Below are 15,927 nucleotides of genomic sequence, written 5' to 3'. Positions count from 1 at the left end.
ATGCACGATAATCATGAAACACAAAAAATTAATCAAACCAGCGTGATGCCTGAAAAAACTGGTGTTTACTGGAATTCTCGGTTTAGCATTGCTCCTATGCTCGACTGGACGGACAGACACTGCCGTTATTTCCTGCGTCTGCTCTCCCGTAATACGCTGCTCTATACCGAAATGGTGACCACAGGGGCGATTATTCACGGTAAAGGTGATTACCTGGCATACAGTGAAGAAGAGCATCCGGTGGCGTTGCAGTTGGGCGGTAGCGATCCGGCGGCGCTGGCGCAGTGTGCGAAGCTGGCAGAAGCGCGCGGATATGATGAGATCAACCTGAATGTTGGCTGCCCGTCAGACCGGGTACAGAACGGCATGTTTGGCGCGTGCCTGATGGGGAATGCGCAACTGGTGGCTGACTGCGTAAAAGCGATGCGCGACGTAGTGTCGATTCCAGTGACGGTGAAAACGCGTATTGGCATTGACGACCAGGACAGCTATGAATTTCTCTGTGATTTTATCGACACTGTTTCCGGCAAAGGCGAATGCGAGATGTTTATTATCCATGCGCGCAAAGCCTGGCTTTCTGGTTTAAGTCCGAAAGAAAACCGTGAGATCCCGCCGCTCGATTACCCGCGTGTCTATCAACTGAAGCGTGATTTCCCGCATCTGACTATGTCGATTAACGGCGGCATCAAGTCACTGGAAGAGGCTAAAGCACACCTGCAACATATGGATGGCGTGATGGTCGGGCGTGAAGCGTATCAAAACCCAGGCATTCTGGCGGCGGTGGATCGAGAGATATTTGGTTCCTCGGATACCGATGCCGATCCGGTGGCGGTGGTACGAGCTATGTATCCGTACATTGAGCGTGAACTCAGCCAGGGGACGTATCTCGGTCATATCACCCGGCATATGCTGGGGCTGTTCCAGGGGATTCCTGGTGCGCGGCAGTGGCGGCGGTATTTAAGTGAAAATGCCCATAAAGCGGGCGCTGACATTAACGTGCTGGAACATGCGCTCAAACTGGTAGCGGATAAGCGTTAATTTTTCACCACAAAGTAGTCAAATTCACCACGCCCTGCGCTTCGACGCGGGGCGTTTTGTTGATAAATCAATATGTTATTTCTGGCATGATTCTTGTAAAGCCAGCAAGAGATTTCATTTTTGGGAGAACATCATGCTGGAACTACTTTTTGTGATTGGCTTTTTTGTCATGTTGATGGTCACCGGCGTTTCATTGCTGGGCATTATCGCTGCGCTGGTTGTGGCGACGGCCATTATGTTCCTCGGTGGGATGCTGGCATTGATGATTAAGTTGCTGCCGTGGCTGCTGTTGGCGATTGCGGTAGTGTGGGTGATCAAGGCGATTAAAGCGCCAAAAGTGCCTAAATATCAGCGTTATGACCGCTGGCGTTACTAAGGGATTGTGCGGATGATCACAACCTCGGGTTTTATCCTTAGAACAAAATAGGAATTGATAATCAAATCTGTCACTATTGCGCGTCAAACAAATTCATCGAGCTGTACCCTACATACAGCCGAACTATAAAAGAAAGGGCTTCCCAGGTGGAAGCCCAATTTCTTTATGGAATCAGTAAGCTGGAACCCTGCGTCGCCCGGCTTTCCAGAATCTCATGCGCACGCCGCGCATCCTTCAGCGGGTACTTCTGATGTTCTGCGACATCCACTTTAATTACGCCGCTGGCAATCAAAGAAAACAGTTCATTACTGGCTTCAGTTAACTCTTCCCGCGTGGTGATATAGCCTTGCAGGGAAGGGCGTGTCACATACAGCGAGCCTTTCTGATTGAGAATGCCTAAGTTCACACCCGTCACCGCGCCTGATGAGTTGCCAAAACTGACCATTAAACCGCGACGTTGCAGGCAATCCAGCGAGCGTTCCCAGGTATCTCTGCCCACGGAATCGTACACTACGCGCACTTTCTTGCCGTCGGTGATCTCTTTTAACCGCTCGACCAGATTCTCTTCGCGATAGTTAATGACCTGCCATGCCCCGGCTTTTAAGGCGCTTTGCGCTTTTTGCGCCGTTCCCACGGTGCCAATAAGTTTTGCCCCTAAGGCTTTTGCCCACTGACAGGCAATTAAGCCAACGCCGCCAGCAGCCGCATGGAACAGGAACTGTTCGTCAGGTTTGATTTCATACGTTTTGCGTAGCAGATAATAAACCGTTAAGCCTTTAAGGAATGATGCGGCGGCTTGCTCAAAAGAGATCGCCGCGGGAAGAATTGCGGCTTTATCGGCATTGACGTTATGCACAGAGCTGTAAGCCCCTAACGTTGACTGCGCATAAACCACGCGATCGCCTGCTTTAATATGCTTCACGCCGCTGCCGACTTTGCTCACTATGCCAGCCGCTTCTGTGCCTAACCCGCTGGGTAGCGATGGCGGCGGATAAAGGCCGCTGCGGATATACGTGTCGATAAAATTGATGCCAATGGCTTTATTTTCGACCTGGATTTCATTCTCTGCCGGATCGACAGGAGTAAACTCCACGGCTTGCAGTACTTCCGGGCCACCGTGCTTGTGAAATTCAATTCGTGTTGCCATGTGTCCTCCAGAACGTATCGTCAGGGTCTGCTTCATATGGTAAAGTTTCGACCCATTCTTTATCTCGGTAACTCCATTCACTATGGCAGGAAATAAACCCTTCAACAAACAGCAGGCTGAACCCCGCGAACGCGATCCACAAGTTGCCGGGCTGAAAGTGCCTCCGCACTCGATCGAAGCGGAGCAGTCGGTGTTGGGCGGTTTAATGCTGGACAACGAACGCTGGGACGATGTGGCCGAGCGTGTAGTGGCAGACGATTTCTACACCCGTCCGCACCGCCATATTTTTACCGAAATGGCGCGTTTGCAGGAAAGCGGTAGCCCGATAGACTTGATAACTCTGGCGGAATCGCTGGAGCGCCAGGGGCAACTTGATAGCGTCGGTGGTTTCGCTTATCTGGCAGAGCTGTCAAAAAATACGCCAAGTGCGGCGAACATCAGCGCTTATGCTGACATCGTGCGCGAACGTGCCGTTGTCCGTGAGATGATCTCAGTTGCTAATGAGATTGCCGAAGCCGGTTTTGATCCGCAAGGGCGCACCAGCGAAGACCTGCTGGACCTGGCTGAATCCCGCGTCTTTAAAATTGCCGAAAGTCGTGCCAATAAAGACGAAGGGCCGAAGAACATCGCCGATGTGCTCGACGCTACCGTGGCGCGTATTGAGCAACTGTTCCAGCAGCCGCACGATGGCGTCACCGGGGTAAACACCGGCTATGACGATCTCAACAAAAAAACCGCCGGTTTGCAGCCGTCGGACTTGATTATCGTCGCGGCGCGTCCGTCGATGGGTAAAACGACATTTGCGATGAACCTCGTCGAAAATGCGGCGATGTTGCAGGATAAACCGGTGCTTATCTTCTCGCTGGAGATGCCATCGGAACAGATTATGATGCGTTCTCTGGCATCACTGTCGCGCGTTGACCAGACCAAAATCCGTACCGGGCAGCTGGATGATGAAGACTGGGCGCGTATTTCCGGCACGATGGGCATTTTGCTCGAGAAACGTAACATCTATATTGATGATTCCTCCGGTCTGACGCCAACGGAAGTGCGCTCGCGCGCGCGTCGTATTGCCCGTGAGCACGGCGGCATCGGGCTTATCATGATCGACTACCTGCAGTTGATGCGCGTACCGGCGCTTTCCGATAACCGTACGCTGGAAATTGCAGAAATCTCCCGCTCGCTGAAAGCGCTGGCAAAAGAACTGAATGTGCCGGTGGTGGCCCTGTCCCAGTTGAACCGTTCTCTGGAACAACGTGCCGACAAACGTCCGGTCAACTCCGACTTGCGTGAATCCGGCTCCATCGAGCAGGATGCGGACTTGATCATGTTTATCTATCGTGATGAGGTTTATCACGAGAACAGTGATTTGAAAGGCATCGCGGAAATTATTATCGGTAAACAACGTAACGGCCCAATCGGGACGGTACGCCTGACCTTTAACGGTCAATGGTCGCGCTTCGACAACTACGCGGGGCCGCAGTACGATGACGAATAATAATTATTTTATGTATTAGGTAATTAAAGCAAACACTTATCAAGGAATACAAATGCAAGCGGCAACTGTAGTGATTAACCGCCGCGCTCTGCGACACAACTTGCAACGTCTGCGTGAACTGGCCCCCGCCAGTAAACTGGTTGCGGTGGTGAAAGCGAACGCTTATGGTCACGGTCTTCTTGAAACCGCGCGAACGCTTCCTGATGCCGACGCCTTTGGCGTAGCCCGTCTCGAAGAAGCCCTGCGGCTTAGAGCAGGGGGCATCACGCAACCTATATTGTTACTGGAAGGCTTTTTTGAAGCAGACGATCTGCCGACGATCTCCGCTGAACATCTGCATACCGCCGTGCATAACGAAGAACAGCTTGCTGCTCTGGAAGAGGCCAGTCTGGAGGAGCCAGTTACCGTCTGGATGAAACTCGACACCGGTATGCACCGACTGGGCGTTTTACCGGAACAAGCTGAGGCGTTTTATCAACGTCTTACGCAATGTAAAAACGTCCGTCAGCCGGTGAATATTGTCAGCCACTTTGCTCGCGCTGATGAGCCAAAATGCGGCGCGACTGAGAAACAACTCGATATCTTCAATACCTTTTGCGAAGGCAAACCCGGCAAGCGTTCAATCGCCGCATCGGGTGGAATTTTGTTATGGCCGCAGTCGCATTTTGATTGGGTGCGCCCGGGCATCATTCTTTACGGCGTGTCACCGCTGGAAGATGGCTCCACCGGTGCTGATTTCGGTTGCCAGCCAGTGATGTCACTGACCTCCAGCCTGATTGCCGTGCGTGAGCATAAAGCGGGTGAACCGGTAGGCTATGGCGGCACCTGGATTAGCGAGCGCGATACCCGCCTTGGCGTGGTGGCGATGGGCTATGGCGATGGCTACCCGCGCGCCGCGCCGTCCGGTACGCCAGTGCTGGTTAATGGTCGTGAAGTGCCGATTGTCGGTCGCGTGGCGATGGATATGATCTGCGTAGATTTAGGTCCACAGGCGCAGGATAAAGCCGGGGACCAGGTCATTTTATGGGGCGAAGGTTTGCCCGTAGAACGTATCGCAGAAATAACAAAAGTGAGTGCTTACGAACTTATCACGCGCCTGACGTCAAGGGTCGCGATGAAATACGTGGATTAATCGTTCTGTAATAGTTGATTGTCTATGCCGGATGCGGCGTGAATGCCTTATCCGGCACGTAATATCTTGTAAATTCAATAAATTGATATTCTCGCATAGGCCTGATAAACGTCATGCTTCTGGTGGTTTTGCGTTTGTCATCAGTCTTACCCTCTGGTTAATTGCCGTTCGTCGCTGAACATCCTCTCGATCTTCGCCATCTTCCGGTTTATTGTGTTTTAACCACCTGCCCGTAAACCTGGAGAACCATCGCGTGTTTCAAAAAGTTGACGCCTATGCTGGCGACCCGATTCTTTCGCTTATGGAGCGTTTTAAAGAAGACACCCGCAGCGACAAAGTGAATTTGAGTATCGGTCTGTACTACAACGAAGACGGGATTATTCCGCAACTAAAAGCTGTCGCGGAAGCGGAAGCGCGTCTGAATGCACAACCTCATGGCGCTTCGCTTTATTTACCGATGGAAGGGCTGAACAGCTATCGCCATGCCATTTCGCCGCTGCTGTTTGGCGCTGACCATCCGGTGCTACAACAACAGCGTGTGGCGACCATTCAGACGCTCGGTGGTTCGGGGGCATTAAAAGTAGGCGCTGACTTCCTGAAACGCTACTTCCCGGAATCAGGCGTCTGGGTCAGCGATCCTACCTGGGAAAACCACGTAGCAATATTTGCAGGGGCTGGATTCGAAGTGAATACTTACCCCTGGTATGACGAATCGACTAACGGCGTGCGTTTTAATGACCTGTTGGCGACGCTGAAAACATTACCTGCCCGCAGCATTGTGCTGCTGCATCCGTGCTGCCATAACCCAACGGGCGCCGATCTCACCAACGACCAGTGGGATGCGGTGATTGAAATTCTCAAAGCACGCGAGCTTATCCCATTCCTCGATATTGCCTATCAAGGATTTGGTGCCGGTATGGAAGAAGATGCCTATGCCATTCGCGTGATCGCCAGCGCCGGATTACCTGCTCTGGTGAGCAATTCATTCTCGAAAATTTTCTCCCTCTACGGTGAGCGTGTCGGCGGTCTTTCTGTGGTGTGTGAAGATGCCGAAGCCGCAGGTCGCGTACTGGGGCAGTTGAAAGCAACTGTTCGCCGCAACTACTCCAGCCCGCCGAATTTTGGTGCGCAGGTGGTGGCTACGGTGCTGAATGATGCGGCGTTAAAAGCTAGCTGGCTGGCAGAAGTGGAAGAAATGCGTACCCGTATTCTGGCGATGCGTCAGGAACTGGTGAAGGTATTGAGTAAAGAGATGCCAGAACGCAATTTTGATTATCTGCTTAAGCAGCGCGGCATGTTCAGTTATACCGGTTTAAGCGCTGCTCAGGTTGACCGACTGCGTGACGAGTTTGGTGTTTACCTGATTGCCAGCGGCCGCATGTGTGTTGCCGGACTTAATGCGCAAAATGTGCATCGCGTGGCGAAGGCGTTTGCAGCCGTGATGTGATGTCGTTAGCAGGTGGTTGAACAGCCGCCTGCTCAATTTTAACTTGTTGATATAATTAGTATCATTGAGAATAGAGAGAAAGAAAAACTCTGCCCCTCATATAAAGCCGCTCACTTCTGGTAAGCGATATTAACCACGGACTAAATGGATATACCTACTCCATGGATAGACATTAAGCTATTAAAAAACACGAACTTCTCTCATGTGATCCTGCTCCCTTTCTCTAACAAAACCGCAGATAATCCTTCCTTTCCCTCGCTGCTGGCGTTATGGTCAGATGGTTTTTTCAACAAATCTCACAATAAAAAGTTTTAACTTACTGACTATTTAGGGAAAAATATGCGCAAGATCACACAGGCATTGAGTGCCGTTTGCTTATTGTTCGCTCTAAACAGTTCCGCTGTTGCCCTGGCCTCATCACCTTCACCGCTTAATCCGGGTACTAACGTAGCCAAACTCGCTGAACAGGCGCCAATTCATTGGGTTTCAGTCGCCCAAATTGAAAACAGTCTGGCAGGACGCCCACAGATGGCTGTTGGGTTTGATATTGATGACACTGTTCTGTTTTCCAGCCCTGGATTCTGGCGCGGCAAAAAAACGTTCTCGCCAGAAAGCGAAGATTATCTAAAAAACCCGGCATTCTGGGAAAAGATGAACAACGGTTGGGATGAATTTAGTATTCCAAAAGAGGTCGCGCGTCAGCTGATTGATATGCATGTCCGCCGTGGCGACACCATTTTCTTTGTGACAGGTCGTAGCCCTACGAAAACTGAAACAGTGTCAAAAACGCTGGCTGATGACTTTCACATTCCTGCAACCAGTATGAACCCGGTGATTTTTGCGGGCGATAAAGCAGGACAAAATACAAAAACGCAGTGGCTACAGGATAAAAATATCCGAATTTTTTATGGTGATTCCGATAACGATATTACCGCTGCACGTGATGTTGGCATCCGTGGCATCCGCATTCTGCGAGCCTCCAACTCCACCTACAAACCCTTACCACAAGCGGGTGCATTCGATGAAGAGGTGATCATCAATTCAGAATACTGATAAGTCGGGAGAGCGCCTGACTCTCCCGAATGCTGTTTTTTTAATCGCATCTTTATCCTTTCGCTGTCTTGCTGCAAACTGATTAAGAGAGTTTTATCAAGGAGCAGCACATGTGGTTTCAAAAGACGCTCACGCTTAGCGCTAAATCTCGTGGGTTTCATTTGGTAACGGATGAAATCCTGACTCAACTAGCTGATATGCCGCGTGTTAATGTCGGTTTACTGCACCTGTTGCTGCAACACACTTCCGCCTCTCTGACACTTAATGAGAATTGCGACCCCACAGTACGCTATGACATGGAGCGTTTTTTCCTCCGCACCGTTCCCGACAACGGAAACTATGAGCATGACTATGAAGGGGCAGACGATATGCCTTCTCATATCAAATCCTCGATGCTGGGGGTATCGCTCGTACTGCCAGTGCATCAGGGGCGTATTCAGACCGGCACCTGGCAGGGAATATGGCTTGGGGAACATCGCATCCACGGCGGTTCGCGTCGCATTATCGCGACACTACAAGGGGAGTAAAAAATGACCATTTCGGAGTTGCTACAATATTGCATGGCAAAACCAGGCGCAGAACAGAGTGTGCATAGTGACTGGAAAGCAACGCAAATCAAAGTGGAAGATGTGCTGTTTGCGATGGTGAAAGAAGTGGAAAATCGCCCAGCGGTTTCGCTGAAAACCAGCCCTGCGCTGGCCGAGCTTTTGCGACAGCAGCATAGCGATGTTCGTCCCAGTCGGCATCTGAACAAAGCGCACTGGAGCACCGTATATCTCGACGGCTCGTTGCCGGATTCGCAAATCTATTATCTGGTCGATGCGTCTTATCAGCAGGCGGTGAATTTGCTGCCGGAAGAAAAACGTAAATTGCTGGCGTAACTCTGAAAGGAAAAAGCCGTTCAGCAAGCGGCCTGAGAATGATGACAAACGCAAAATTGCCTGATGCGCGACGCTTATCAGGCCTACGTAACCCATGCAATATATTGAAATTGCATGTTTTTGTAGGCCTGATAAGGCGTTCACACCGCATCCGGCAAGAACAAAGCGCACTTTGTCAATAATCTGAGGCCGCTCAGAAAGCGGCCTTAACGATTACAGCATCGGCTTGAGGAAGCGTGCCGTGTGTGATGCTTCACACTCCGCGACGGTTTCTGGCGTACCGGAGACGAGGATCTCGCCGCCGCCGCTACCACCTTCCGGCCCCAAGTCGACAATCCAGTCTGCGGTTTTGATTACGTCGAGATTGTGCTCAATCACCACAATGGTGTTGCCCTGATCGCGCAGTTTATGCAGCACGTCGAGCAGTTGCTGAATATCGGCGAAGTGCAGGCCGGTAGTCGGCTCGTCGAGAATATACAGCGTCTGCCCGGTGCCGCGTTTTGACAGCTCACGCGCCAGCTTCACACGCTGGGCTTCACCGCCGGAAAGCGTGGTTGCGGACTGCCCCAGGCGAATGTACGTCAGGCCAACATCCATCAACGTTTGCAGCTTACGCGCCAGTGCAGGTACGGCATCGAAGAACTCTCGCGCCTCTTCGATGGTCATATCCAACACTTCGTGGATGGTTTTGCCTTTGTACTTAATCTCCAGCGTTTCACGGTTATAGCGTTTACCTTTGCACTGGTCGCACGGTACGTAAATATCCGGCAGGAAGTGCATCTCCACTTTGATTACACCATCGCCCTGACAGGCTTCGCAGCGTCCGCCACGGACGTTAAAGCTGAAACGCCCCGGCGTATAGCCGCGCGCACGAGATTCCGGTACGCCCGCAAACAGTTCGCGCACAGGCGTAAACACGCCAGTATAGGTCGCCGGGTTAGAACGCGGAGTACGACCAATCGGGCTTTGGTCGATATCGATGACTTTATCGAAATGCTCAAGTCCCTGAATATCTCGATACGGTGCCGGTTCGGCGATGGTTGCGCCGTTCAACTGGCGTTGGGCAATCGGGAACAGCGTGTCGTTAATCAGCGTCGATTTACCGGAACCTGAAACACCTGTAATGCAGGTAAACAGACCGACTGGCAGTGTCAGCGTCACGTCTTTCAGGTTGTTGCCACGCGCGCCTGTCAGCTTCAACACTTTTTCCGGATCCGCCGGAACGCGTTTCTTCGGCACTTCAATCTTGCGTTTGCCGCTCATGTACTGCCCGGTCAACGACTCCGGCACGGCCATAATCGCTTCCAGCGGACCTTCCGCGACCACTTCACCACCGTGTACACCCGCGCCCGGGCCAATGTCGATAACGTGGTCAGCGGCGCGAATAGCGTCTTCGTCGTGCTCCACCACAATCACGGTATTACCGAGATCGCGCAGGTGGATAAGCGTACCCAGCAGGCGTTCGTTATCGCGCTGGTGCAGGCCGATAGACGGCTCATCCAGTACATACATCACGCCAACCAGCCCCGCGCCAATCTGGCTCGCCAGACGGATACGCTGGGCTTCACCGCCGGAAAGCGTTTCTGCCGAGCGGGAAAGTGTCAGATAGTTCAGACCGACGTTAACGAGGAATTTCAGACGATCGCCAATCTCTTTGAGGATTTTTTCTGCAATCTTCGCCCGCTGACCAGCGAGTTTGAGATTGTTGAAAAACTCCATCGCATGACCAATGCTCATGTCGGAGATAGCAGGCAGCGGCGTATTCTCGACATACACGTGGCGTGCTTCCCGACGCAGACGTGTTCCGTCGCAGCTGGTACACGGGCGATTGCTGATAAACTTGGCTAACTCTTCGCGTACCGCGCTGGATTCCGTCTCTTTATAACGGCGCTCCATATTGTGCAGCACGCCTTCGAACGGATGACGACGAATGGAGGTATCGCCGCGATCGTTCATGTATTTGAATTCAATATTTTCTTTGCCAGAACCGTAAAGCACCACTTTATGCACGTTCGCGCTCAGGCTGCCCCACGGCGCTTCGACGTCGAACTTATAGTGATCTGCCAGCGATTTCAGCATCTGGAAGTAATAGAAGTTGCGGCGATCCCAGCCACGGATCGCACCGCCAGCCAGCGACAGTTCCGGATTCTGGATCACGCGGTCAGGATCGAAATATTGCTGTACGCCGAGGCCGTCACAGGTCGGGCAGGCCCCCGCCGGGTTGTTAAACGAAAACAGACGTGGTTCCAGTTCACGCATACTGTAGCCGCAAATCGGACAGGCGAAGTTGGCGGAAAATAGCAGCTCTTCCGCTTTTGGATCGTCCATATCAGCGACGACCGCTGTACCGCCAGAAAGCTCCAGCGCCGTTTCAAACGACTCAGCCAGACGTTGGGTGAGATCGTCGCGCACTTTGAAACGATCAATAACCACTTCAATGGTGTGTTTCTTTTGCAGTTCCAGTTTCGGTGGATCGGAAAGATCGCAGACTTCGCCATCTATGCGCGCACGGATGTAGCCTTGACTTGCCAGATTCTCCAGCGTTTTCGTGTGTTCGCCTTTGCGCTCTTTAATAATCGGCGCCAGCAGCATCAGACGTTTACCTTCCGGCTGCGACAGCACGTTATCCACCATCTGGCTGACAGTTTGCGCCGCCAGCGGAACATCGTGGTCCGGGCAGCGCGGCTCACCGACGCGAGCGTACAGCAGACGCAAATAGTCGTGGATTTCGGTGATTGTCCCCACCGTAGAGCGCGGGTTATGAGACGTCGATTTCTGTTCAATTGAGATGGCGGGTGAAAGCCCCTCAATATGGTCGACGTCCGGCTTTTCCATCAGTGACAGAAACTGCCGCGCGTAGGCGGAAAGGGATTCAACGTAACGACGCTGCCCTTCGGCATATAAGGTGTCGAAAGCGAGCGAGGATTTGCCAGAACCCGAAAGCCCGGTCACGACAATGAGTTTGTCGCGGGGGATAACGAGGTTGATGTTTTTTAGATTATGGGTGCGGGCGCCCCGAACTTCGATCTTATCCATTCACCTTTCCCGGATTAAACGCTTTTTTGCCCGGTGGCATGGTGCTACCGGCGATCACAAACGGTTAATTATGACACAGAATGACCTGAATGAATATACAGTGTTGGAATGTGAAACCCAGAGCGCGATGTAACAATGTTTGACCAGAATTGTTTAGCGGAACCGAGGTCACAACATAGTAAAACCGCTATTGGTAATGCTACAATCGCGCGTTTACACTTATTAGAACGTTTTTTTTCAGGAGACATGAACATGGCCAGCAGAGGCGTAAACAAGGTTATTCTCGTTGGTAATCTGGGTCAGGACCCGGAAGTACGCTACATGCCAAATGGTGGCGCAGTTGCCAACATTACGCTGGCTACTTCCGAATCCTGGCGTGATAAAGCGACCGGCGAGATGAAAGAGCAGACTGAATGGCACCGCGTTGTGCTGTTCGGCAAACTGGCTGAAGTAGCCAGCGAATATCTGCGTAAAGGTTCCCAGGTTTATATCGAAGGTCAGCTGCGTACCCGCAAATGGACCGATCAATCCGGTCAGGATCGCTACACCACGGAAGTGGTGGTGAACGTTGGCGGCACCATGCAGATGCTGGGTGGTCGTCAGGGCGGTGGCGCTCCGGCTGGCGGTAACGTCGGTGGCGGTCAGCCGCAGGGCGGTTGGGGTCAGCCTCAGCAGCCGCAGGGTGGCAATCAGTTCAGCGGCGGCGCGCAGTCTCGCCCGCAGCAGTCCGCTCCGGCAGCGCCGTCTAACGAGCCGCCGATGGATTTCGATGACGATATCCCATTCTGATTTTGTTTTAAAACAATAGATTATATTGTTTTAAGGTAGGTGATTAGCGCATCTGCCAGGGATAAAAAAAGAAGCCTCCATAATGGAGGCTTCTGCATATCACACCAAAATCATCGGCCATTGTGGCGGTGCCTGATTTGTGGCTTCGACCATTACCGACTCAATATTGTGCCAGATTGCGGCAATATCCATCATGGTGATTCCGAGCAGTCCCATCGCGAACCAGCAGGCGGAAACAACGCCCAGGCCACTACTGATCACCGCGAGTCCTACGTAATCAGACCGACGAAAACGGATGTTGAGCGTACTTGCCAGAAACATCAGTACGGCGCTAAGAAGCTGCCAGCGAAGAAGAACCACGCCAGTGGTGAGGGTAGCCATCGAACATTTCCTCTGAAAATAACCGATGCCCTGGACAGCACGGTGTTGTTCACGGGAGGCGTGATGCACTCTGGCTATCATGGGGCTTGCAAAATACCAAAATGAAACAATTAGTGCGTTTCATTATTTTTGTGAACTATATCACAATTGGTTGTTTGTTAGCCAGATAGAGTCGCTATTTTTATTAGCATGCTTATTTTGTGGTTTTTCAGTGGCGTCGCGGAAATACAAAATATCGTATCTTCCTGACTGACCCGTATTTTTTAGTAAATTCTTTTTGATATCAGCGTGTTATTTTTAATAAAACAACGATTATAAAGGTATCAATTTCAAATCAGGCAAAAGTGCTATTTATACCGTAAGATTTATCTAACGTCGTCGGTGGCCAAGGTTTTCACCTTGCAATGACCAGCTATAACCAGACAGGGAATTGATAGAAATGAGTCATCGTGCACGACACAAATTGCTGGCGTTGCCGGGCATTATCTTTGTAGCACTCCTCCCCATCATCCTGTCACTATGGATTGCCTTCATTTGGGCAAAATCAGAAGTGAACAATCAGCTTCGTGTCTTTGCCCAACTGGCGCTGGATAAATCCGAGCTGGTCATTCAACAGGCAGATTCAGCGAGCGATGAAGCGAAACGCTATCAGGGGCAAGTTTGTACACCGGATCATCAAAAGCGAATGTTGAATATTATTCGTGGCTATCTTTATATCAATGAACTGATATATGCCCAGGATAACCATTTTTTATGTTCTTCACTTATCGCCCCTGCTGACGGATATATGATCGCCCCCGCGGATTATAAGCGTGACCCTGACATTTCTATCTATTATTATCGCGATACCCCTTTTTTCTCCGGTTATAAAATGACTTATATGCAGCGGGGTAATTATGTGGCGGTCATCAATCCTTTATTCTGGAGTGAGGTGATATCTGACGATCCGACGCTACAATGGGGCGTGTATGATACGGTGACGAAAACCTTTTTTTCGTTAAGCAACCAGGCCTCGGCTGAAACGTTTACTCCGTTAATTCATCTGAATGATTTAACGGTGCAACGAAATGGTCATTTGTATGCAATGGTACATTCGACAAAACGCCCAATAGCGGCCATTGTTGCCACTTCAAATAAACGTCTTATCGCTCATTTTTATAATCATCTTATCTTTGCTTTGCCCGCAGGTATTTTTTGCAGTCTGGTACTCCTGTTACTCTGGTTGCGGATTAGCCAGGAGTACCAGTCACCCAAACGCAAATTGCAACGCGCCCTCGAAAAAAGACAGCTTTGTCTTTATTACCAGCCAATTATCGATATCAAAACAGAAAAATGTATTGGCGCTGAAGCGTTGCTACGTTGGCCAGGTGGTCAGGGGCAAGTGATGAGTCCGGCAGAGTTTATCCCATTGGCGGAAAAAGAGGGGATGATTGAGTTAGTCACTGATTATGTTATTGATAATGTATTCAGCGATCTGGGGGCGTATCTGGCAACACATGCCGATCGCTATGTTTCTATTAACCTGTCGGCCTCCGACTTTCATACATCGCGTTTAATTGCGCGAACCAATCAGAAAATAGAGCAATACGCGGTGCGTCCGCAGCAAATTAAATTTGAAGTTACTGAACATGCGTTTCTTGATGTCACCAAAATGACGCCGATTATTCATGCTTTCCGTCAGGCCGGTTATGAAGTTGCGATTGATGACTTCGGTATTGGCTACTCCAACTTACACAACCTTAATTCATTGAATATCGATATTTTGAAAATCGATAAATCGTTTGTTGAGACGCTGACCACGCACAAAACCAGCCATTTGATTGCGGAACACATCATTGAACTGGCGCACAGTCTGGGGCTAAAAACGATAGCGGAAGGGGTAGAAACGTCAGAACAGGTTAATTGGCTGCGCAAACGCGGCGTGCGTTATTGTCAGGGCTGGTATTTTGCAAAGGCGATGCCGCCGCAAATGTTTATGGAATGGACAGGGAAATTACCCGCACATGAGTTAATGTGCGGGAAATAATTCTAGATACGGTGGCGATAATCGCTGGGAGTGCGATCAAACTGCCGACGGAAAACGCGGGAAAAGGTCTGCTGCGAGACATACCCAAGATCCATTGCGATATCAAAAATAGGGCGCTCGGTGGTGCGCAACTCAACGGCAGCCAGTAACAGGCGGCGTTGACGAATGTAATCACCAAGTGTCTGATGCGTTACCGTGCGGAACATCCGCTGTAAGTACCACTTTGAATAACCTGATTTTTTTGCGACGACATCAATGTTCAGTGGCTGGTCAATATGCTCGTCAATCCATGCGATAAGATCCTGAATAATTTTCTGATGGGACATAAATCTGCCTCTTTTCAGTGTTCAGTTCGTTAATTCATCTGTTGGGGAGTATAATTCCTCAAGTTAACTTGAGGTAAAGCGATTTATGGAAAAGAAATTACCCCGCATTAAAGCCTTGCTCACCCCAGGCGAAGTGGCGAAACGCAGTGGGGTAGCGGTATCTGCACTGCATTTCTATGAGAGCAAAGGGCTGATTACCAGTATTCGAAATAGCGGCAATCAGCGACGATATAAGCGTGATGTGCTGCGATATGTGGCGATTATCAAGATTGCTCAACGTATTGGCATTCCATTAGCGACTATTAGTGAAGCATTTGGTGTGTTGCCTGAAGGGCATACATTAAGCGCCAAAGAGTGGAAGCAGCTTTCTTCGCAATGGCGAGAAGAATTAGATCGGCGCATTCATACCTTAGTGGCTCTGCGAGATGAACTGGACGGTTGTATTGGCTGCGGCTGCCTTTCGCGTAGCGACTGCCCGTTGCGTAACCCGGGCGACCGCTTAGGGGAAGAAGGTACTGGCGCGCGTTTGCTGGAAGACGAGCAAAACTAAAGCGCCACAAGGGCGCTTTAGTTTGTTTCCGGTCTTTGTCTTTCACTCTATCCCGCTGGTACACAGGAGGGTTTCCCCCGACGTCAACACACCTCATTCGAGCACGTGGTGGAGGTTCCGGTTGGTGTTGATACTTTAATTGTATGCCGCCTCCGTATCTTCGCCAGTGCAAAAAGACGTTTTTTAGACGCAATGTTTTTGCCATCTTGCACGATTTTTTACTGCAACCCTTCGCTACAAGCTACCT

The 15,927-nt window shown here is 50.7% G+C and carries 15 protein-coding genes; 11 read left to right on the top strand and 4 right to left on the bottom strand.

Annotated features, from left to right (window positions below; genetic code table 11):
- The gene (gene dusA / locus FEK42_RS16085) at nucleotides 1-1,038 is read left to right on the top strand and encodes a tRNA dihydrouridine(20/20a) synthase DusA (protein ID WP_135410829.1); all 1,038 of its coding nucleotides are present in this window, start codon (nucleotides 1-3) and stop codon (nucleotides 1,036-1,038) included.
- Between the two features lie 133 nt (nucleotides 1,039-1,171).
- A complete protein-coding gene (pspG, locus tag FEK42_RS16080; RefSeq protein ID WP_000891404.1) occupies nucleotides 1,172-1,414 on the top strand; it encodes an envelope stress response protein PspG in 243 nt (80 codons plus the stop codon).
- Nucleotides 1,415-1,577: 163 nt separating this feature from the next.
- Here pspG and FEK42_RS16075 read toward each other — a convergent pair whose 3' ends face one another.
- On the bottom strand, nucleotides 1,578-2,561 hold the full coding sequence (locus tag FEK42_RS16075) for a quinone oxidoreductase (protein WP_130259467.1): 984 nt from the start codon (nucleotides 2,559-2,561) through the stop codon (nucleotides 1,578-1,580).
- A gap of 82 nt (nucleotides 2,562-2,643) precedes the next feature.
- On the opposite strand from FEK42_RS16075, the gene dnaB reads away from it, so the two are divergent.
- The 6 genes from dnaB to FEK42_RS16045 all read left to right on the top strand — a co-directional run bounded on the left by dnaB (nucleotide 2,644) and on the right by FEK42_RS16045 (nucleotide 8,572).
- Complete coding sequence (gene dnaB / locus FEK42_RS16070) at nucleotides 2,644-4,059, top strand: replicative DNA helicase (protein WP_000918363.1); 1,416 nt, start codon at nucleotides 2,644-2,646, stop codon at nucleotides 4,057-4,059.
- 52 nt (nucleotides 4,060-4,111) lie between these two features.
- Nucleotides 4,112-5,191, top strand: coding sequence for an alanine racemase (alr, locus tag FEK42_RS16065; protein ID WP_130218569.1), 1,080 nt, complete (start codon nucleotides 4,112-4,114; stop codon nucleotides 5,189-5,191).
- 253 nt (nucleotides 5,192-5,444) lie between these two features.
- The gene (gene tyrB, locus FEK42_RS16060) at nucleotides 5,445-6,638 is read left to right on the top strand and encodes an aromatic amino acid transaminase (RefSeq protein WP_135493264.1); all 1,194 of its coding nucleotides are present in this window, start codon (nucleotides 5,445-5,447) and stop codon (nucleotides 6,636-6,638) included.
- Between the two features lie 339 nt (nucleotides 6,639-6,977).
- Nucleotides 6,978-7,691: an acid phosphatase AphA gene (gene aphA / locus FEK42_RS16055; protein ID WP_130205816.1), complete on the top strand. Its 714-nt coding sequence runs from the start codon at nucleotides 6,978-6,980 to the stop codon at nucleotides 7,689-7,691.
- Between the two features lie 110 nt (nucleotides 7,692-7,801).
- Nucleotides 7,802-8,218 (top strand): secondary thiamine-phosphate synthase enzyme YjbQ, encoded by a 417-nt coding sequence (locus FEK42_RS16050; RefSeq protein WP_130205818.1) that lies wholly within the window; start codon nucleotides 7,802-7,804, stop codon nucleotides 8,216-8,218.
- Nucleotides 8,219-8,221: 3 nt separating this feature from the next.
- Nucleotides 8,222-8,572, top strand: coding sequence for an MmcQ/YjbR family DNA-binding protein (locus FEK42_RS16045; protein WP_135408646.1), 351 nt, complete (start codon nucleotides 8,222-8,224; stop codon nucleotides 8,570-8,572).
- 213 nt (nucleotides 8,573-8,785) lie between these two features.
- Here the strand turns inward: FEK42_RS16045 and uvrA are convergent, their stop codons facing one another.
- Nucleotides 8,786-11,608, bottom strand: a complete 2,823-nt coding sequence (gene uvrA / locus FEK42_RS16040) for an excinuclease ABC subunit UvrA (protein WP_130205822.1) — start codon at nucleotides 11,606-11,608, stop codon at nucleotides 8,786-8,788.
- Nucleotides 11,609-11,860: 252 nt separating this feature from the next.
- On the opposite strand from uvrA, the gene ssb1 reads away from it, so the two are divergent.
- A complete protein-coding gene (gene ssb1 / locus FEK42_RS16030) occupies nucleotides 11,861-12,397 on the top strand; it encodes a single-stranded DNA-binding protein SSB1 (RefSeq protein WP_000168309.1) in 537 nt (178 codons plus the stop codon).
- Between the two features lie 99 nt (nucleotides 12,398-12,496).
- On the opposite strand, the gene FEK42_RS16025 is transcribed toward ssb1, so the two are convergent.
- Nucleotides 12,497-12,778: a YjcB family protein gene (locus tag FEK42_RS16025; RefSeq protein WP_064525602.1), complete on the bottom strand. Its 282-nt coding sequence runs from the start codon at nucleotides 12,776-12,778 to the stop codon at nucleotides 12,497-12,499.
- Nucleotides 12,779-13,217: 439 nt separating this feature from the next.
- On the opposite strand from FEK42_RS16025, the gene FEK42_RS16020 reads away from it, so the two are divergent.
- The gene (locus tag FEK42_RS16020; RefSeq protein ID WP_130259473.1) at nucleotides 13,218-14,804 is read left to right on the top strand and encodes an EAL domain-containing protein; all 1,587 of its coding nucleotides are present in this window, start codon (nucleotides 13,218-13,220) and stop codon (nucleotides 14,802-14,804) included.
- Nucleotides 14,805-14,806: 2 nt separating this feature from the next.
- Here FEK42_RS16020 and soxS read toward each other — a convergent pair whose 3' ends face one another.
- On the bottom strand, nucleotides 14,807-15,130 hold the full coding sequence (gene soxS, locus FEK42_RS16015) for a superoxide response transcriptional regulator SoxS (protein WP_000019357.1): 324 nt from the start codon (nucleotides 15,128-15,130) through the stop codon (nucleotides 14,807-14,809).
- 85 nt (nucleotides 15,131-15,215) lie between these two features.
- On the opposite strand from soxS, the gene soxR reads away from it, so the two are divergent.
- Nucleotides 15,216-15,680 (top strand): redox-sensitive transcriptional activator SoxR, encoded by a 465-nt coding sequence (gene soxR, locus FEK42_RS16010; RefSeq protein ID WP_000412432.1) that lies wholly within the window; start codon nucleotides 15,216-15,218, stop codon nucleotides 15,678-15,680.
- Nucleotides 15,681-15,927: the final 247 nt, after the last annotated feature.

Origin of the sequence: Escherichia sp. E2748 (genome assembly GCF_005781125.1) — a bacterium.
In the GTDB taxonomy this organism is placed as follows: domain Bacteria; phylum Pseudomonadota; class Gammaproteobacteria; order Enterobacterales; family Enterobacteriaceae; genus Escherichia.
This window is presented reverse-complemented; position numbering and strand designations above follow the sequence as displayed.